Origin of the sequence: Streptomyces sp. NPDC097619 (assembly GCF_040302735.1) — a bacterium.
Lineage (GTDB): Bacteria > Actinomycetota > Actinomycetes > Streptomycetales > Streptomycetaceae > Streptomyces.
In genome coordinates this window covers 1-18,689 of the sequence record NZ_JBEOSD010000087.1, presented here as the reverse complement: position 1 = coordinate 18,689, position 18,689 = coordinate 1, and the positions used below count along the sequence as shown (strand labels likewise).

Genomic DNA, 18,689 nt, shown 5'->3' with positions numbered 1-18,689 from the left:
TGAAGGATTGTCGGATGGTGTGACCGGTGCGGGACGGTTCCGTACGGTCCGTCAGACCCGCCCGGCGCGCGATGTCCTGGCGGTGCCTCAGCGGTCCGGTTCGGGGTCCTTCAGCCAGTTCACGAGCTCGGTGGAGAAGGCCACCGGGTCCTCCTCGTGGGGGAAGTGCCCGAGGCCGTCGAAGAGCCGCCAGCGGTACGGGGCCTCCACGTACTCGCCCGACCCGGCGGCACTGCGCGTGCGCATCACCGGATCCAGTGACCCGTGGAGGTGCAGGGTGGGCACCCGGACCGGCCGCTTCATCCGCCGGTTGAACTGGAGCCCGTCGGGGCGGGCCAGGGAGCGGACCATCCACCGGTAGGGCTCGACGGAGCAGTGGGCCGTGGAGGGGATGCACATGGCGCGGCGGTAGACCTCCAGGGCCTCCTCGTCCAGCGGGCGCGGCCCGGACCACTCGCGGATCAGCCGGGCCACCAGGGCGCCGTCGTCCGCGACGAGCTGCCGCTCGGGCAGCCAGGGGCGCTGGAAGCCCCAGATGTGGCCGCCGGCGCGGCTCTGCGCGAAGTCCGACAGCATCGCCGAGCGCCAACGGCGGGGGTGCGGCATGGAGGAGACCACCAGGCGGCGCACCAGCTTGGGCCGCATCGCCGCGGCCGTCCACGCCAGGTAGCCGCCCAGGTCGTGCCCGACCAGGGCGGCGTCGGGTTCGCCGAGGGAGCGGACGACCCCGGTGATGTCGAGGGCGAGGTTGGCCGGGTCGTAGCCGCGGGGGGTGCGGTCGCTGCCGCCCACCCCGCGCAGGTCCATGGCCACCGCGCGGAACCCGGCGTCCGCGAGCGCGGTGAGCTGGTGCCGCCAGGTCCACCAGAACTGGGGGAAGCCGTGCAGCAGCAGCACCAGCGGGCCCTCGCCGAGCTCGGCGGTGTGGAAGCGGGCGCCGTTGGCCGCGACGTCGCGGTGCACCACCTGCCGGTCGCCGGGCAGATCGAGCCGCACCGCCGTGGCGGCGGTGGGCGGAATTCCGGAGTCCGGCGTGGGCGCTGTCATGAGGACGAGCGTGCCACACCCACCGCCTTGTCACTGACCGGCCGCGGGTGCGGCTTGACGGTGCCGACGACCGCCGCGGTGCGCTTCACCGAGGCGATGGACTTCTCCGGCGGCTTGACCTTCTTGAACTTGGCCACGGCGAGCAGCGCCAGCAGCCCGGCGAGGAGCAGGAAGGCCGCCCCCACGATCAGGAAGGACCAGGCCAGCCCGAGGCCCAGGTTGTGGATGCCGTACGCGGCGGCGAAGCTCAGGACCGGCAGGGAGAACAGGGCGAGCACCCCCGCCACGGAGATCGCCGCGCCGCCGATGCCGGCGCGCTTCACGTCCTGGCGCAGTTCCGCCTTGGCCAGAGCGATCTCGTCGTGCACCAGGGCGGACATCTCGGCGGTGGCCGAGGCGACCAGTTGGCCCAGGGTCCGCTCGGTCCCCTGCGCGCCTTGGTCCACTCCACTCATCGCTCTCTCCCTCTGTTCGGCTGTCCGTGGACGGTCGGGCGGTGCGCCCCGGAGAGTCCGGGGCCGGGCACCACCCGCTGTCAGATCATGCCGGACTGTCGCCCTCGCCGCTCGACCCGGCCGCGACTTCGGCCCGACGGCGGTGCTCCGCGGCCTTCTCCTCCAGGATGCGGGCCATCCTCAGGTGGTACTCCGGGTTGTCCTGCTCGTAGATGTCCGGAATGCCGTCGAGGTCCTCGTCGCGCTCCTCAGCCTCCGTGAGGGCCCTGTAGCGGCGGTTGCGCAGTTTCAGCAGCACACAGGCCACCAGGGCGGCGATGAAGGAGCCGATCAGCACGGCCGCCTTGATCTCGTCGGTGAGGACGGGGTCCCCGGCGAAGGCCAGTTCGCCGATGAGGAGGGAGACGGTGAACCCGATGCCCGCCAGCGAGGCCACGGCGAACACGTCGGGCCAGGCCAGGTCCTCGTTGAGTTCGGCCCGGGTGAAGCGCGCGGCCAGCCAGGTGCCGCCGAAGATGCCCAGCGCCTTGCCGACGACGAGGCCGAGGACCACGCCCAGAGTCTCCGGGCGGGTGAAGACCTGGCCGAGGGCCGAGCCGGAGAGCGAGACCCCGGCGGAGAACAGGGCGAACAGCGGCACCGCCAGGCCCGCGGACACGGGCCGGACGAGGTGCTCGATGTGCTCGCCGGGGGAGTGCTCCTCGCCGTCCCGGCGGGTGCAGCGCAGCATCAGGCCCATGGCCACGCCCGCGATGGTGGCGTGCACGCCGCTGTTGTACATGAGGCCCCAGATCGCGAGGGCCAGCGGCACGTACACGTACCAGCCGCGTACGCCCTTGCGGAGCAGGAACCAGAAGAGGACCAGGCCGACGACGGCGCCGCCCAGGGCCAGGAAGTCGATCTCGCTGGTGAAGAAGACGGCGATGATCAGGATGGCGAAGAGGTCGTCCACCACCGCGAGGGTCAGCAGGAAGGCCCGGAGGGCGGAGGGCAGCGAGGTGCCGATGACGGCGAGCACGGCCAGGGCGAAGGCGATGTCGGTGGCCGTGGGGACGGCCCAGCCGTCCAGGGAGCCGTCGCCGAGCAGGTTGACCAGCGCGTAGACCAGGGCGGGGGCGGCCATGCCGCAGAGGGCGGCGACCACGGGGAGGGCGGCGGCCTTGGGGTCGCGGAGGTCGCCCGCGACGAGTTCCCGCTTGAGTTCGATGCCCGCGACGAAGAAGAAGACCGCGAGGAGGCCGTCCGCGGCCCAGTGCTGGACGGACAGGTCCAGGCCGAGGGAGGCGGGCCCGAAGTGGAAGTCCCGTACGGTGCGGTAGCCCTCGCTGATCGCGGGGATGTTCGCCCAGAGCAGGGCGGCCACGGCGGCCACGAGGAGCAGGACCCCGCCGACGGTCTCGGTGCGCAGGGCGTCGGCCACGAAGCGCCGCTCGGGCAGGGACAGCCTGCCGAGCAGGGTGGTCTTGCGGTCGGTCTCGGGCGCGGCCACGGGCGGGCACCTCCGGGGTCGGTTGGACGGCATGGCACAGCAAAGCTGTTGCCGACCAGACTTCCCGGCGCACCCTGAATGACTTTTTTACGCTTTCACTACTTTACAGAAGCGCGCGCGGACGGATCCGGTGCTCTGCACTCTAGGCGCGGCCCGGGGATCCGGCGCGCGGTGCGGACCCGCCCGGGTGCGGGCCCGCGGGGCGCGGGAACGGGCCCGGCCCGGCCCCCGGGGAGACCGGGTGCCGGGCCGGGCGTCCGCGGGGGCCGCTCAGTCCTCGCTGCCCGCCGCGGGCAGCTTGGTCTGGATGAGGTCCATCACCGAGGAGTCGGTGAGGGTGGTGACGTCGCCCAGCTCGCGGTTCTCGGCCACGTCGCGCAGGAGACGGCGCATGATCTTGCCGGAGCGGGTCTTCGGGAGCTCCTGGACCGGCAGGATCCGCTTGGGCTTGGCGATCGGGCCCAGGGTGGCGCCGACGTGGTTGCGCAGCTCGGCGACGAGCCCCTCGTCCTCGCTGGCGGTGCCGCGGAGGATGACGAAGGCGACGATGGCCTGTCCGGTGGTCTCGTCGGCGGCGCCGACCACGGCGGCCTCGGCCACCGAGGGGTGCGAGACCAGGGCCGACTCGACCTCGGTGGTGGAGATGTTGTGGCCCGAGACCAGCATGACGTCGTCCACCCGGCCGAGCAGCCAGATGTCCCCGTCCTCGTCTTTCTTGGCCCCGTCGCCGGCGAAGTACTTGCCCTCGAAGCGGGACCAGTAGGTGTCGATGAAGCGCTGGTCGTCGCCCCAGATGGTGCGCAGCATGGAGGGCCACGGCTCGGTGAGGACCAGGTAGCCGCCCCCGCCGTTCGCGACCTCGCGGGCCTCGTCGTCGACGACGGTGGCGCCGATGCCGGGCAGGGCGCGCTGGGCGGAGCCGGGCTTGGTCTCGGTGACCCCGGGCAGCGGGGCGATCATCATGGCGCCGGTCTCGGTCTGCCACCAGGTGTCCACGATCGGGCAGCGGCCGCCGCCGATGTGCTCGCGGTACCAGACCCACGCCTCGGGGTTGATGGGCTCGCCGACCGAGCCGAGCACGCGCAGGCTCGACAGGTCGAACTTCGCGGGGATGTCGTCTCCCCACTTCATGAAGGTGCGGATCGCCGTCGGCGCCGTGTACAGGATGGTGACCCCGTACTTCTGGACGATCTCCCAGAAGCGGCCCTGGTGCGGGGTGTCCGGGGTGCCCTCGTACATGACCTGGGTGGCGCCGTTGGCGAGCGGGCCGTAGACGATGTAGGAGTGCCCGGTGACCCAGCCGATGTCGGCGGTGCACCAGTAGACGTCGGTCTCCGGCTTGAGGTCGAAGACCGCGTGGTGGGTGTACGCGGCCTGGGTGAGGTAGCCGCCGGAGGTGTGCAGGATGCCCTTGGGCTTCCCGGTGGTGCCCGAGGTGTACAGGATGAAGAGCGGGTGCTCGGCATCGAAGGGCTGCGGCTCGTGCTCGGCGGACTGGCGGCCGACCAGGTCGTGCCACCAGACGTCGCGGCCTTCGGTGAAGGCGGTCTCCTGGCCGGTGCGGCGCACCACGAGGACGTTCTCGACCTGCGGGCAGCGGGCCACGGCCTCGTCGATGGCGGGCTTCAGCGCGGAGGGCTTGCCCCGGCGGTAGCCGCCGTCGGCGGTGATGACGAGCTTGGCGTCGGCGTCCTGGATGCGGGAGGCGACGGCGTCGGCGGAGAAGCCGCCGAAGACCACGGAGTGCGCGGCGCCCACGCGGGCGCACGCGAGCATCGCGACGACCGCCTCGGGGATCATCGGCAGGTAGACCGCGACTCGGTCGCCGGCCCGTACGCCCAGCTCGGTGAGGGCGTTCGCGGCCCGCGAGACCTCGTCCTTGAGCTCGGCGTAGGTGATCGAGCGGCTGTCGCCCGGCTCGCCCTCGAAGTGGAGGGCCACGCGGTCGCCGTTGCCGGCCTCCACGTGCCGGTCCACGCAGTTGTACGCCACGTTGAGCTTGCCGTCGGCGAACCACTTCGCGAAGGGCGGGTTGGTCCAGTCGAGCGTCTCGGTCGGCTCGGTGGCCCAGGTCAGGCGACGGGCCTGCGTGGCCCAGAAGCCCAGCCGGTCTGCCTCGGCCTGTGCGTAGGCGTCCGCCGTGACGTTGGCGGCGGCGGCCAGATCGGCGGGCGGTGCGAACCGCCGCTCCTCTTTGAGCAGGTTGGCCAGGCTTTCGTTGCTCACGACATCTCCCTTTCCCAGGGTGTCCGTTGTGTCCCGGGCATAGCTCATCAGTCAGATGCCCAGGTGACAAGGGGTAACCGGAAATTGGTTTAGACCTATAGCGGGCCACCGGGGCCGCTCATGCGGAAGGCCCCTTCCCGCTGCAGGGTGCGGGAAGGGGCCATACCGTCTCACGGACGCGGTGTGCCGTCGGTTCAGGCGCGGGTCTCCTCCAGGGCGGATCGGCGCGTTCCGAACGGTCCGTCCTGGTCGGAACCCATGGCGCCGGGCGCCCCGACCGCCGCGGGCGCGGCCGGGACCGCGTCCGGGTGCACCCGGTCGAAGACGTGGTCGTCGAAGAATCCGTCACCTTCGGTGAGCAGGTACGCCTGGGCCTCGCCCACGTGGAAGTACATCCCGTGCAGCTCCAGCGTGCCCTCGGCGAGCCGCCGGGCCACCGACTCGTGCGCGCGCAGGTGCTCCAGCTGCTGCACCACGTTGGTCAGGCAGAGCTGCTCCACCGCGTCCGCCGGCAGCCGGCCCGAGATCCGGGCCCACGGCTGGTGGCGGCTGGACATCCGCTCCAGGCTCGGCAGGCCGTGCCGCAGCCAGCGGCGCAGCGGGGTGGCCGGGGCCCCCGGGGCCGAGTCGAGCAGGGCCTGCATGGCCCCGCAGCCGGAGTGCCCGCAGACCGTGATGGAGTCCACCCGGAGCACGTCCACGGCGTACTCGATGGCCGCGGCCACCGACTCGTCCGTGACCTCCTCGCCCGGCAGCGGAACGAGGTTGCCCACGTTGCGCACCGTGAAGAGGTCCCCCGGCCCGCTCGCCGTGATCATGCTCGTCACCAGCCGGGAGTCCGCGCAGGTGAGGAAGAGCTGCGTGGGGCGCTGCCCCTCGCGGGCCAGCCGCTCCAGCTCCCCGCGCACGTGCGGGGCGGTCTCCCGCTGGAACACCCCGATCCCGCTGGCCAGTCGACCGCCGCCGCGGACCGGTTCGGCCGGGGCGGACCGGTGGTCGCAGTGGTTCTGCCAGGGGGTCCAGGGGCGGCAGCACGGGTGCGCCCCGCGGGCCCGCCCGCTGCCGGGCTTCGCGCCGGGCCGGCCGGTGACCTCGACCCGACCGCCGTGCGCGACCTGGGAGTCCTGCCAGTCCTTGAGCGCCTCGTAGGCGGCGTGGTCCATGAAGGAGCCGTCCAGCTCCATCACCACCGCGGCGTCCGTGGGGATCCGGCCCAGCTCCCGGCTGAGCCGCGGCACCGCGAGGAAGGTGAGCTGCCCGCGGATCCGCAGGTGGTGGACCTCCCCGCGGACCTCGTGGGTGACGCGGGTGCGGGCCAGCCGGTGCAGGGCGAGCCCCACGGCCACGGCGATGCCCAGGCCCACGCCCTCCAGGACGCCGAACAGCACCACCCCGGCCGTGGTGGTCAGGTAGACCACGAACTCCCGGTGCCGGGTGACGTTGCGCATGTGCGTGATGTTGACCATCTGCACGCCGACGGCCATCACGAGGGCGGCGAGCGCGGCCAGCGGGATCAGGTCCAGCACCGGCACCAGCAGCCCGGCGGCCAGGACCAGCCACAGCCCGTGCAGCATCGTCGACCGACGGCTGACCGCACCGGACTTGACGTTCGCCACGCTGCGCACGGCCACGCCGGTGATGGGCAGTCCGCCCAGGGCGCCGGAGACGATGTTCGCCGCGCCCTGGCCGCGCAGTTCGCGGTCGAGGTCGGCGCGCGGCGGGCGGTCGCCCGTGGCCCGCTCCGAGGCGATCAGCTTGTCGGTGGCCACCGCGCTGAGCAGGGATTCCACGCTGCCGACCAGAGTGATCGTCAGGACCGCCGCGATCAGGCCCAGGACGGGCCCCTCGGGCATCTCCGGCAGGGCGTGGCTGCGCCAGGAGGGCAGGTCCACCCGGGGGAGGGTGAGCCCGGCGAGGGTGGCCGCCGCGGTGGCGGTGCCGACGGCGGCGAGCGCGGCGGGCACCTTGCGCAGCCGCTGACCGGCCCGGCCGGGGAGGCGGGGCCAGCCGAGGAAGACGGCGAGGGTGAGGGCGCTGACCGCGAGGGCGGCGGGGTGCGGGTCGGCCAACTGGCCGGGCAGGCCGAGGGCGTTGTCGATGGCGGAGCTCTGGGGGCTGCCACCGAGCACGATGTGCAGCTGGGCGAGGGCGATCGTGACGCCGATGCCGGCGAGCATGCCGTGGACGATGGCGGGGCTGACCATGAGCGCCGACCGGGCGGTGCGCAGCAGGGCCAGGCCGAGCTGGGCGAAGCCCGCGAGGACGGTGATGGCGCAAGTGGTGCGCCAGCCGTAACGCTGGATCAGTTCGGCGGTGACCACGGTCAGTCCGGCCGCCGGACCGCTCACCTGGAGCGGGGCGCCGCCGAGCCGGCCCGCGACGATCCCGCCGACGGCCGCGGCGACCAGGCCGGCCTGGAGCGGGGCGCCGGTGGCGAGGGCGATGCCGAGGGAGAGCGGAAGGGCGATCAGGAAGACGGCTACGGACGCGGACAGGTCCGCGGAGAAAGGTGCTGCGTGGGTGCGTGCGGGCATGGTTCCCGTCTCCTCCGGGGCAGGGGGTGAAGCGGCGGGATTCTCAACGCTGGGTAATGGGATCGTAATGCGGAGTAAAGAAGTCGACCTGACAACTCGGGCAAATGGTCCATCGATTGACCCCACAGGATGAATAAGCAGTTTTTACGGCTTGTCATACCTTTCGGGGCGCCGCCCCGTGCGACCTTGCAGCGAGCCGCCGCACGCGGACCACCTGCACGGAAGAGGGAGGGCGGAATGGCCGCCTCGAAGAAGATCGCCGGGGGCCTGGTGGCCACGGCACTCGTCATGGCCGCGGCCGGTTGCGCGGATCCCGAGGAGCCCGCCGGGAGCGCCGCCCCGAACGCGCCCCGCAAGGGTGCCCCGGCCGCTCCGGCCGCCCCCGCGCCCGGCAGCGTGCTGAAGCTGATCGGCGACGGCTCCACCTCGTACACCGGCTCCCAGCCCAAGCTGGGCACGGTGGAGAAGCTGGCGCCGGGCGAGAAGCCCCCGCAGTTCGTGGTGTTCTCCTGGGACGGTGCCGGCGAGGACAGCCAGCAGCTCTTCTCCCACTTCCGCGACGTCGGCCGCAAGTACAACGCGCGGATGACGTACTTCCTCAGCGGGATCTACATGCTGCCCGAGGAGAAACGTCACCTCTACACGGCTCCGCAGCACTCCGCGGGCCGGTCCGACATCGGCTTCGGCGACCTGAAGGGGATCAAGGAGACCGCCGAGCACCTGCGCGGGGCCTGGCTGGAGGGCAACGAGATCGGCACCCACTTCAACGGCCACTTCTGCGGACCCGAGGGCGGGGTCGGGACCTGGTCGGTGGAGGAGTGGAAGAGCGAGATCGCCCAGGCCAAGTCGTTCGTCAAGAACTGGAAGACCAACTCCGGCCTCACCGCGGAGAAGGCCCTGCCCTTCGACTACGACAAGGAGCTGATCGGGGCCCGCACTCCCTGCCTCGAAGGCCAGAAGAACTTCATGGCCGCCGCGAAGCAGCTCGGCTTCCGCTACGACTCCAGCGGCATCAGCAAGCAGGTCTGGCCGAAGCGGACCGACGGCCTCTGGGACCTGCCGCTCCAGCTCGTCCCCATGCCCGGCCGCGCCTTCGAGACGCTGAGCATGGATTACAACTACCTCGTGAACCAGTCCGGGACCACCACCCAGGGCGACCCCTCCCAGCACCGCTACTGGGGCGACCAGATGCGTGACGGCCTGCTCCAGGCGTTCGACCGCGCCTACCAGGGCAACCGCGCGCCGCTGATCATCGGCAACCACTTCGAGTCCTGGAACGGCGGCACCTACATGCGCGCCGTCGAGGAGACCATCCAGAACGTCTGCACCAAGCCCGAGGTCCGCTGCGTGCCCTTCCGCGAGCTCGCCGACTGGTTGGACGCGCAGGACCCGGCCGCCCTGGAGCGGATGCGCACCCTGGGGGTCGGCGAGGCGCCGAAGGAGGGCTGGACGAAGTTCCTGACCGCCCCGGCCGCCCCCGCGGCGCCGGCCGCCGTCAAGCAGGCTGCGGAGAAGGCCGCGCAGCGGACCGAGGAGGACTGAGCGGACCCGGCTCCGCCGGTTCCTCGCACAGTACGAAGCCGGGGTCGATCTGGTCCGCCAGGTCGGTCCCGGTCTTCGCGTTGCCCCAGCTCTCGGCGTTGCGCCGGTGGAAGTGCACCATCTGCTCGGTGTAGCGCCGCCAGTCCCGGCGGGCGTACGCGCCGTCCACGGTCTCGCGCAACAGCTCCAGGGCCCGCCCGGTGCCCGGCTCCAGCTCCGAGAAGGGCGCCGGCCGCCCCTTCTCCATGGCCCGCACCCAGTCCGACTGGCCCACCGTCACCAGCAGGTCCTCGCCGATCTCGGCGCGCAGGAACTCCAGGTCGTCCTCGCCCTGCACCTTGTTCCCGACGACCTTCAGGGCCACCCCGAAGTCCCGCGCGTACTCCTTGTACTGGCGGTAGACGGACACGCCCTTGCGGGTGGGCTCGGCGACCAGGAAGGTCACGTCGAAGCGGGTGAACATGCCCGAGGCGAAGGAGTCCGAGCCCGCCGTCATGTCCACCACCACGTACTCGCCGGCGCCATCCACCAGGTGGTTCAGGCACAGCTCCACCGCGCCGACCTTGGAGTGGTAGCAGGCCACGCCCAGGTCGGACTCGGTGAACGGGCCGGTGGCCATGAGGAGGGCGGAGCCCCCGTCGAGGGCCACGGAGCGCCCGCACGCGGCGTAGACCGGGTTCTCCTCGCGCACCCGCAGCAGCCGGGAGCCCGCGCCGGGCGGAGTGGTCTTGATCATCGTCTCGGCGGAGGCGATGCGCGGGTTCGAGCCCCGCAGGTACTCCTTGATCAGGGGCAGGTGCGCGCCGAGCGCGGGCAGTGCCGCGGAGGTCTCCTCGGCCAGGCCGAGGGCGGCGCCGAGGTGCTGGTTGATGTCGGCGTCCACCGCGACGACTGGGGCCCGGTGTGCGACGAGGTGGCGGATGAACAGGGAGGACAGGGTGGTCTTGCCGCTGCCGCCCTTCCCCACGAAAGCGATCTTCATGTTCACCAAGAGTAGTGGCATGCTCGCGCCGCGTGGTCGAGGTGAGTGAAGAAGACCACTCCAACGTGGGGCCGCGGCCTCGGGTGCGTAGGCTCCCTACCTATGAGTACGACTGCCGATCCCCTGGCCGCCCTCGCCACCCTGCCCGGGGTTCCCGAGGCCGTGGAGTCCATGCGCAAGGCCGTCGACCGGGTCTACGGGCATCGGGTCATGCGCCGCCGCAGCCTGGAGATCGCCTCCGAGGCCGCCCTGCGCGGAGCCCGCGGCAGCGCGGCCCTCGCGGGTGCCGACTGGGCCCTGGAGGAGGTGCGCCGGCGTACGGACTTCGGCGCCGACCCCGAGGCCCGACCCGTCGGTGCGGCCCTGCGGCTCACCGCCGAGGCGGGGCAGCTGTTGAGCATCTGGCGGCAGTCCCCGCTGCGGGTCCTGGCCCGGCTGCACCTGGTGGCCGCGGGCGGGGCCGCCCCGGACGACACCGTGGGCCGCCCGCGACTCGGGGGCGAGCCGGTCACGGAGCCGCTGGTGGAGCTGCCGCTGCCGGACGCCACCGAGGTGGCGGGCCGGTTGGACGGCCTGGCGGGACTGCTGCTGGCGGGGAGTTCGGCCCCGGCGCTGGTGACCGCCGCCGTGGTGCACGGCGAGCTGCTGGCGCTGCGGCCCTTCGGATCGGACAACGGGCTGGTGGCGCGGACCGCCGAGCGGATCGTGCTGATCGGCAGCGGCCTGGACCCGAAGGCGGTCTGCCCGGCGGAGGTCGGTCACGCCGAACTGGGGCGCGCCGCCTACCTGGCGGCCCTCGACGGCTACGTCTCCGGTACTCCGGAGGGGATGGCGGCGTGGATCGCGCACTGCGGGCGGGCGGTCGAGCTCGGCGTCCGCGAGTCGACGGCGGTGTGCGAGGCGCTCCAGCGCGGCGCGGCCTGAGGCGCGCGCCGGGGGTGAAGTGCCGCCCCGGGCAAAGGGTTGCGGCGACACCGTCCTGCTCATGGTGTCGCCGCTGGCATTTCCGCCCAGTTACCAAGCGTCCTCGATGGTTGCCCATCAGGCCGGGAGCTCTGCCCGTCACCTGGTGCGGCTGGCCCGTAATCGACGGGTCGACGTCGCGTGGGTGCTCGGCGGTCCTGCGTGCGGTCCGTGGGGCCTTGCTGCGTTCTAAAGATGATCCTCTCGGATGTTCTTCGGTCTCGCGGGCCGTGCATCCTTTGTACCTCCGTTCGGGAGGAAGCGGTACCCCTGGCCATAGATCTTTACTTTCCGGGGCAGCTGCGGAGGAATCGGGCACCGCGCGTTCGCGCAGGTCAGCCGGTGGCCCCGGGGTCGCGGAACTCCCCTTCCCGGCCGGGAATCCGGCCCGACGGGTCCGTGGGGGGAGTGCGCCGAGGTCCCCGGCGGCCGGGTTGGCGGGGTCGGCGGGGTCGTGCCCCGCCGACCCGGTGCGCTCCGGTGCGGCCGTCGCGTGCGCGGTCGGATCAGGCCGCGCGGCCCGCGAGGGACCGGCGCCGGCTGGCGTACCAGACCAGGCCGGCGGTGGCCGCCGCCGCGCCCACCGCGGCCACGGCCATCAGGGCCGGACGCGGGGGCATCGACAGTCCGGGCAGCCGCTGCTTGAGCCGGACGGGCCGGTCGAAGACCAGGACCGGCCACTCGCGGGCCTGCGCCTCCTTGCGCAGGGCCCGGTCCGGGTTGACCGCGTGCGGGTGGCCCACGGCCTCCAGCATCGGCACGTCGGTGATCGAGTCGCTGTAGGCGTAGCACCGGGCGAGGTCGTAGCCCTCGGACTCGGCGAGCTGCCGGACCGCTTCGGCCTTGGTGGGGCCGTAGGCGTAGTACTCGATCTCACCGGTGAAGCAACCGTCCTCGCCGACCACCATGCGGGTGGCGACGACGCGGTCGGCGCCGAGCATCTCCCCGATGGGCTCGACGACTTCGGCCCCCGAGGTCGAGACGATCACCACGTCCCGGCCGGCGGTGTGGTGGGCCTCGATGAGGGAGGCGGCCTCGTCGTAGATGATCGGGTCGATGAGGTCGTGGAGCGCCTCGGCGACGATCTCGCGGACCTGCTGCACGTTCCAGCCCTTGCACAGGGCGGAGAGGTACTCGCGCATCCGTTCCATCTGATCGTGGTCGGCGCCGCCGGCCAGGAAGATGAACTGCGTGTACGCGGTGCGCAGTACGGCGCGGCGGTTGATCAGGCCGCCCTGGTAGAAGGACTTGCTGAAGGTCAGCGTGCTCGACTTCGCAATGACCGTCTTGTCCAGGTCGAAGAAGGCGGCTGTGCGGGGCAAGGAGTGGTTTTCCACGCCCCGAGCATATGCGCCCACCATTCGGCCTAAGGTGTGGCGTGTGGGTTTGCCTGAGAGGGCTCTCGGGTACACCATGGAAGTCACGGATCGTTCGCGACCGTGCTAACCCGGTCTGGCTCCTCCCCCCCCGAGTCGGACTGTGGGGACGACCCCCGCTCTCCCCCCCGGCGGGGGTCGTCGCATGTCCGGATGCATTTTCGGCCCCTCCTTCGATGGTGGCCGGCTTCCGCACGTCCCGCACCCCTCCGCTCCGCCGATCGGCCCGGCGCCCTCCTGATCCACCCAACGCGTCACGCTGAGTGACGGTTCCGGTGCTCTGGGGAAGTTTTCGGAAAGGGTGACGGAGTTATTCACAGGACCTCCACTGTCCACAGTTATCCAGCAAGATCCACTTCCATTTCCTGATCCCTGCACTGTGATTCCGGCCGCGAAGTCCGTGGCCGTGGGATTTGCAGCGAGAAGGGGTGGAGATCGTGACGGGATCGAAGTCGCGGGAGCCGGTCGGACGACGGGGGCGGCGGCACCCGCCCGAGGTGGGGGCCGGTCGGCCGCTGATCCTCACCGAGGACCCGGCGCTCCTGGACGACCTGCTCAGGCTCTGCGCGGCCGCCGGGGCCGAGCCGAGGGTGGCGCACGCGCCGCCGGAGCGGACGCCCGGCCGGCCCGGCACGCCCGGCGGCGCACCCCCACCCGACGGCCCCGGACTGCCCGGACCGCCGTGGGAGGCGGCCCCGCTGGTCCTCGTCGGTGAGGACGCCGCGGACCGGCTCGCGGGAGCGCCCCGGCGGGGCGGGGTCCTGCTGGTCGGCAGGGACCGGGAGGACCCACGGGTCTGGCGGCGCGCGGTCGGGATCGGGGCCGAGCAGGTGCTGCGGCTGCCCGAGGACGAGCCCTGGCTCGTGGACCGCATCGCCGACGTGGCCGAAGGCTCCGCCCACCAGGCCCTCACCGTCGGGGTGATCGGCGGCAGCGGCGGCGCCGGGGCCTCCACCCTCGCCTGCGCCCTGGCCGTCACGGCCGCCCGGTCCGGGGAGCGCACCATGCTCGTCGACGCCGACCCGCTCGGCGGCGGCCTGGACGTCCTGCTGGGGGCCGAGGCCGTCGAGGGGCTGCGCTGGCCCGACTTCGCGGCCTCCCGGGGCCGGGTCGCGGGTGGCGCACTGGAGGAATCCCTCCCCGAACTCCACGCGCTGCGGGTGCTCAGCTGGGACCGCGGGGACCGGGTGGTGGTGCCCCCCGCCGCCGTGCGCTCGGTGCTCGCCGCGGCCCGGCGCCGCGGCGGAGTGGTCGTGGTGGACCTGCCGCGCCGGATCGACGAGGGCGTCGGCGAGGTTCTGGCCCAACTCGACCTCGCCCTGCTGGTGGTCCCCGCCGGCCTGCGGCCGGTGGCCGCGGCGGGCCGGGTCGCGGGAGCGGCCGGCCCCCTCGCCCGGGACCTGCGGGCCGTCGTCCGGGGCCCCTTCCCGCCGGGCCTCGACTCCGAGGCCGTCGCCGGCCTGCTGGGACTGGCCCTCGCCGGTGAACTGCCCTCCGAGCCGGGCCTGACCGAGGCCGCCGAATCCGGCGAGCCACCCGGCACCCGACCGCGCGGGCCCCTCGCCCGGTTCTGCGCCGAGTTCTGGGCGCGGGCCCTGCCCGGGGCGGGTGCCGCATGAGCGCCGGACTCCTCGACGCCGTCCGCCGGAAACTGGCCGAGAGCGGGGCGGAGCCCACCCCGGCCCGGGTCGCGGCGGTGCTGCGGGCCCAGGGACGGGTCCTCGGGGACGCCGAAGTCCTGGGCGCCGCCCGGGAACTGCGCAGCGAGCTGGTGGGAGCGGGCCCCCTGGAGCCCCTGCTCGCCGACCCGGCCGTGACGGACGTGCTCGTCGCCGCCCCGGACCGGGTCTGGGTCGACCGCGGCTCCGGACTGGAACCGGCCGGAGTCCGCTTCGCCGACGCCGAGGCCGTCCGGCGACTGGCCCAACGGCTCGCCTCGGTCGCCGGCCGCCGGCTGGACGACGCCCGCCCCTGGGTGGACGCCCGACTGCCCGACGGCACCCGACTGCACGCGGTGCTCCCCCCGGTGGCCGTCGGCTCGGCCTGCCTGTCCCTGCGGGTGGTGCGGCCCCGGGCCTTCACCCTCGAAGAGCTCGCCGAGGCGGGCACCCTCCCGCCGGGCGGGCCCCGGATCCTGCGGGCCCTGATGGCGGCCCGCCTCTCCTTCCTCATCAGCGGCGGCACCGGCACCGGCAAGACCACCCTCCTCAGCTCCCTGCTCGGACTCGTCGGGCCCGGCGAGCGGATCGTCCTCGCCGAGGACTCCGCCGAACTGCGCCCCGACCACCCCCACGTGGTCCGCCTGGAGACCCGTCCGGCGAACCAGGAGGGGGCGGGTCTGGTCACCCTCACGGACCTGGTGCGGCAGGCCCTGCGGATGCGGCCCGACCGGCTGGTCGTCGGCGAGGTCCGCGGCCCGGAGGTGGCCGACCTGCTCGCCGCCCTGAACACCGGACACGAAGGCGGCAGTTGCACGGTCCACGCCAACACCGCCGGGCACGTGCCCGCCCGGCTGGAGGCGTTGGGCACCGCCGCCGGGCTCGACCGGGCCGCGCTGCACAGCCAGTTGGCGGCGGCCCTCTCCGTGGTGGTGCACCTGGTCCGGGACCGCGGCGGTCGTCGCCGCCTCGCCGAGGTGCACGTCCTGGAGCGGGACCCCCAGGGCTGGGTGGTGACGGTGCCCGCGCTCCGCTGGGGCGCCCGGGGGTTCGTCCGGGAGCGCGGCTGGGCGCGACTCGGACCGATGCTCGGAGGCATGCGGTGACCGGCGCGGGAGCCCTGCTGCCCGCCGTGCTGGCCCTGTGCGCCCTCGCGGTGGGGCCGGGCGGGGGCGGGACCGCCGTGGCCCGGCGGGCCGGTCCGCTCTTCGCCGGAGGCTCCGCGGTCCCGGGCCCGGCGGCCGGGGTGCGGGCGCGGGTGGCGCGCGCCGCCGGTGCGCTGCGGGGCCGCCGCGAGTGGGCGGCGCCGGCGCTCGGGCTGCTGGTGGCCGTGGCCGCCGCCTCGCCCGTACCCCTGCTGCTCGGGGTGGCGGCGGTGCCGCTGGTCCGGCGCCGGTCGCGGGCCGCGGCGGCGGCGCGGGCCCGCCGGGAGCGGGCCGCCGAGGTGATCGCCCTGTGCGCCTTCGTGGCGGGAGAGTCGCGCGCCGGACTCCAGCCCGGACAGGCGTTGTCCGCCGCGCTACGGGGTCCGGTGCCGGGCCCCGGCGGCGCGGAGGCCGCCGTGCTGGCGGCGGCCGCGTTCGGCGGTGACGTCCCCCGGGCGCTCCGCCAGGCCGCGCGCGAGCCGGGAGCCGAGGGGCTGGCCGGACTGGCCGCCTGCTGGCAGGTGTCGGTGGACGGCGGCGCCGGACTCGCGGCCGGACTGGAACGCCTGGAAGCCGCGCTGCGGGCCGAACGGGACCAGGCCGAGTCCCTGCGGGCCCAGCTGGCCGGCGTCCGCTCCACGGCCGTGGTGCTGGCCCTGCTGCCCGTCCTGGCCCTGCTGATCGGCACGGCCCTGGGCGCGGACCCCTTGCGGGTCCTGTTCCACACCGCGCCGGGGCTGGGTTGCCTGCTGGCCGGCGCCGTCCTGGAGGCGCTCGGGCTGCTGTGGGTCCGGCGCATCGTACGGACCGGGGCGCGGACGTGAGCGGGGCGCCGGCGGCGCTGGCGGTCGCCTCGGTGGACGGGGCGGCGAGCGGGGCGGTGGTCCACAGGCTGTGGATCCTCGGCGCGCTCGGATGCGCCGGGGCGTCCCTGGCCTGGGGAGCGGCCGCCTGGCGGCGGGAGCGGGCGCTGCGCCGCCGCATCACCGCCCTGACGGGCCTGGTCGCCCTGGGCGGGGCGGAGTCGTCGTCCCGCCGGTGGGCCCGCGGTGTGCCGTGGGCGCGCGGGTGGCGGCCGCTCGCCGCGGTGGCGGCGGGCTGGGTGTTGCTGGGGGGCTGGAAAGGGCTCCTGGCGGGCTGCGCGGCCGGTTGGGCGCTCCACCGGGCCCGCGCCCGGTCGGGAGGCGCCGAGGGGGCCGCGGATCGGCGGGAGCGCGCCGTGGCGGAGCGTCAGCTCCCCCTCGCCGCCGATCTGCTCGCCGCCTGCCTCGCGGCCGGAGCGGGGCCACGGGAGGCGGCCGAGGTCGTCGGGGACTCCCTCGGCGGACCGGTCGGCGCCCGCCTCGCGCGGGCCGGGGCAGAGCTGCGGCTCGGCGGCGATCCCGGAGCCGCGTGGGGTCCCCTCGCCGGGATACCGGGTGCCCGGCCGCTGGCCGACTGCCTGGAGCGGGCGGCCCGTACCGGGGCCCCGGCGGCCGAGCCGGTCTCACGGCTGGCGACGGCACTGCGCGCGGACCGGTCCCGGGAGGCGGCCGCGAGGGCCCAGCGGGCCACCGTACTGATCACCGCCCCGGTCGGGCTGTGCTTCCTGCCCGCCTTCCTCGCGGTCGGGGTGGCCCCGGTGGTGATCGGGCTGGCCTCCGGGCTGCTGTCCGGGGGTTGAGCGGAGCCACACGACCCACGGCACGGCACGACGCCACAGCAGGACACGGCGGCACGACGAAACGAAGCGACGACGGCACGGCTGCGCGGCAGCACGACGGAGAACGACGGAGACGGGTGAGTTCGGATGGATCGAGTCAGCGAGCGGGACATGGAGCGGGTCATGGGGCGCGGCACGGAGAACACGGGCGTACAGGCCGGGCAGCGGGTGCCGGCGCGGAGCGGGGCGGGACGGGGAATCCGGGCCCGGGAGTGGTTGCGCGCGCGGCTGGTGGTGCTGCGGCGGCGGTCGGACGCCGGGATGTCGACCAGCGAGTACGCCATGGGCACCATCGCGGCCTGTGCCTTCGCGGCGGTGCTCTACAAGGTCGTGACCAGCGAGGCGGTTTCCTCGGCCCTCCAGGCCACGATCGGCAGGGCGCTCGATGCGCCGTTCTGACCGGGGCTACGTGACGGCCGAGGCGGCCCTCGTCCTCCCGGCGCTGGTGCTCCTGGCGACGGCGCTGGTCTGGGGGCTCCTCGCGGCGGCCGCGCAGATCCGGTGCGTGGACGCGGCACGGGCCGGGGCCCGCGCGGCGGCCCGGTCGGAGCCACCGGGGCGGGCCGAGGACATCGCCCAGGCCTCCGCGCCCGGCGGCGCGAGGATCGCGGTGGAGCGGACCGGCGAGCTGTGGCGGGTCCGGGTGGAGGCCCCGGCCCCCGGCCCGGCGGCCCTGCGGGTGCGCTTGGCGGCCGAAGCGGTCGCCTGGGCCGAGGACACGATCGGGCCGTCCGATGGCACGGCAACCGATGTCCCGGCAACGGACGCCCCGGCGTCCGATGGCCTTCCGTCCGACGCCGTGCCATCCGCACCGGATCCGGGCGGGCCGCCCGGCACGGCCGGGCCGGGCGCCGCGGAGGTCGCTCGGGCCGGGAACGGTGGGGTGGGGCCATGAGGCGTGCGGGGACCGGCACGAGCCGGGAGGCGGACCGCTCGGACCGCTCGGATCGGGGTTCGGCCTCGGTGTGGGCGGCGGTCGTGGCCTGCGCGCTGTGTGCGGTCTTCGGCGGGATCCTCTTGCTGGGGCAGGCGGTGACCGTCCGACACCGGGCCGCGGGTGCCGCCGACCTCGCCGCCCTCGCGGCGGCGGCCCGGTGGCAGCTGGGCCGGGAGGCGGCCTGCGCGGCCGCCGGGCGGGTGGCGGCGGCGCAGCGGGCGCGCCTGGTGCACTGCGAGGTCGGGGGCGAGGTGGTGGACGTCCGGGCCGAGGCGGACGGCGGCCCCTTCACGGCCCGGGCCCGCTCGCGCGCCGGGCCCCCCGAGGCCCTGTCCGACACGGCCGTCGGCCCGCCCATCGGTGGGTTTCCGGACGCCTGGGGGCCGGGGGCCGGACCTGTGGGGTGGCGTCCTACCGGGCCCGTTGCGTCAGGCGGCCGTTCCGAGCCTCCGACGGGCTCCGGACCCGGGCCGCGCTCCGTACCGACGGGCCCGGCGGGGCCACCGGAGAGGTCCCCTCCCCGGGGAACCTGACGGAGTCGACTGCCGCCGGGCCCGCCTCTCGGTCGGTCGGCCCCAGCCCACGCCCCCGGACCGTCGGACCCGCCCCAGGAGCCCGTCGGACCCGCCGGAC

General features: G+C 74.4%; 16 protein-coding genes. 9 read left to right on the top strand and 7 right to left on the bottom strand.

The genetic code is table 11. From position 1 onward, the window contains the following. Positions 1-87: 87 nt before the first annotated feature. From ABTZ17_RS22710 to ABTZ17_RS22690, 5 genes are all read right to left on the bottom strand, one after another. Complete coding sequence (locus ABTZ17_RS22710; RefSeq protein WP_352197510.1) at positions 88-1,047, bottom strand: alpha/beta fold hydrolase; 960 nt, start codon at positions 1,045-1,047, stop codon at positions 88-90. After that, complete coding sequence (locus ABTZ17_RS22705) at positions 1,044-1,502, bottom strand: phage holin family protein (protein ID WP_352197509.1); 459 nt, start codon at positions 1,500-1,502, stop codon at positions 1,044-1,046. The genes ABTZ17_RS22710 and ABTZ17_RS22705 overlap by 4 nt, the downstream gene beginning before the upstream one ends. Before the next feature lie 85 nt (positions 1,503-1,587). Then, positions 1,588-2,991 (bottom strand): Na+/H+ antiporter NhaA, encoded by a 1,404-nt coding sequence (gene nhaA, locus ABTZ17_RS22700; protein WP_352197508.1) that lies wholly within the window; start codon positions 2,989-2,991, stop codon positions 1,588-1,590. A 270-nt stretch (positions 2,992-3,261) separates the two neighbouring features. Next, positions 3,262-5,217, bottom strand: a complete 1,956-nt coding sequence (gene acs, locus ABTZ17_RS22695) for an acetate--CoA ligase (RefSeq protein ID WP_352197507.1) — start codon at positions 5,215-5,217, stop codon at positions 3,262-3,264. Positions 5,218-5,411: 194 nt separating this feature from the next. Further along, positions 5,412-7,751 (bottom strand): SulP family inorganic anion transporter, encoded by a 2,340-nt coding sequence (locus tag ABTZ17_RS22690; RefSeq protein ID WP_352197506.1) that lies wholly within the window; start codon positions 7,749-7,751, stop codon positions 5,412-5,414. A gap of 237 nt (positions 7,752-7,988) precedes the next feature. Between ABTZ17_RS22690 and ABTZ17_RS22685 the strand changes: the two genes are divergently transcribed. Continuing rightward, a complete protein-coding gene (locus ABTZ17_RS22685; RefSeq protein WP_352197505.1) occupies positions 7,989-9,293 on the top strand; it encodes a polysaccharide deacetylase family protein in 1,305 nt (434 codons plus the stop codon). Here the strand turns inward: ABTZ17_RS22685 and ABTZ17_RS22680 are convergent. Then, the gene (locus tag ABTZ17_RS22680; protein WP_352197504.1) at positions 9,247-10,275 is read right to left on the bottom strand and encodes an ATP-binding protein; all 1,029 of its coding nucleotides are present in this window, start codon (positions 10,273-10,275) and stop codon (positions 9,247-9,249) included. The two genes, ABTZ17_RS22685 and ABTZ17_RS22680, sit on opposite strands and share 47 nt — an antisense overlap. Positions 10,276-10,377: 102 nt before the next feature. On the opposite strand from ABTZ17_RS22680, the gene ABTZ17_RS22675 reads away from it, so the two are divergent. Next, complete coding sequence (locus ABTZ17_RS22675; protein ID WP_352197503.1) at positions 10,378-11,199, top strand: Fic family protein; 822 nt, start codon at positions 10,378-10,380, stop codon at positions 11,197-11,199. 545 nt (positions 11,200-11,744) lie between these two features. Here the strand turns inward: ABTZ17_RS22675 and ABTZ17_RS22670 are convergent. Then, on the bottom strand, positions 11,745-12,599 hold the full coding sequence (locus tag ABTZ17_RS22670) for an HAD family hydrolase (RefSeq protein ID WP_352197502.1): 855 nt from the start codon (positions 12,597-12,599) through the stop codon (positions 11,745-11,747). Between the two features lie 443 nt (positions 12,600-13,042). Between ABTZ17_RS22670 and ssd the strand changes: the two genes are divergently transcribed. The 7 genes from ssd (at position 13,043) to ABTZ17_RS36975 (ending at position 18,589) form a co-directional block, all read left to right on the top strand. Beyond that, entirely contained in the window at positions 13,043-14,233 is a 1,191-nt protein-coding gene (gene ssd / locus ABTZ17_RS22665) for a septum site-determining protein Ssd (RefSeq protein ID WP_502994790.1), read from the top strand. After that, entirely contained in the window at positions 14,230-15,378 is a 1,149-nt protein-coding gene (locus ABTZ17_RS22660; protein WP_352197501.1) for a TadA family conjugal transfer-associated ATPase, read from the top strand. Before ssd ends, ABTZ17_RS22660 begins: the two co-directional genes overlap by 4 nt. Beyond that, positions 15,375-16,241 carry a type II secretion system F family protein gene (locus tag ABTZ17_RS22655; RefSeq protein WP_352197500.1) on the top strand — a complete coding sequence of 289 codons (867 nt, stop codon included), beginning with the start codon at positions 15,375-15,377 and terminating at the stop codon, positions 16,239-16,241. The genes ABTZ17_RS22660 and ABTZ17_RS22655 overlap by 4 nt, the downstream gene beginning before the upstream one ends. Next, positions 16,238-17,080: a type II secretion system F family protein gene (locus ABTZ17_RS22650; RefSeq protein WP_352197499.1), complete on the top strand. Its 843-nt coding sequence runs from the start codon at positions 16,238-16,240 to the stop codon at positions 17,078-17,080. The genes ABTZ17_RS22655 and ABTZ17_RS22650 overlap by 4 nt, the downstream gene beginning before the upstream one ends. A 300-nt stretch (positions 17,081-17,380) precedes the next feature. Then, positions 17,381-17,518, top strand: a complete 138-nt coding sequence (locus ABTZ17_RS22645) for a DUF4244 domain-containing protein (RefSeq protein WP_352197523.1) — start codon at positions 17,381-17,383, stop codon at positions 17,516-17,518. Next, complete coding sequence (locus tag ABTZ17_RS22640) at positions 17,505-18,014, top strand: TadE family type IV pilus minor pilin (RefSeq protein WP_352197498.1); 510 nt, start codon at positions 17,505-17,507, stop codon at positions 18,012-18,014. Before ABTZ17_RS22645 ends, ABTZ17_RS22640 begins: the two co-directional genes overlap by 14 nt. After that, entirely contained in the window at positions 18,011-18,589 is a 579-nt protein-coding gene (locus ABTZ17_RS36975; protein WP_502994789.1) for an Rv3654c family TadE-like protein, read from the top strand. Before ABTZ17_RS22640 ends, ABTZ17_RS36975 begins: the two co-directional genes overlap by 4 nt. Positions 18,590-18,689: the final 100 nt, after the last annotated feature.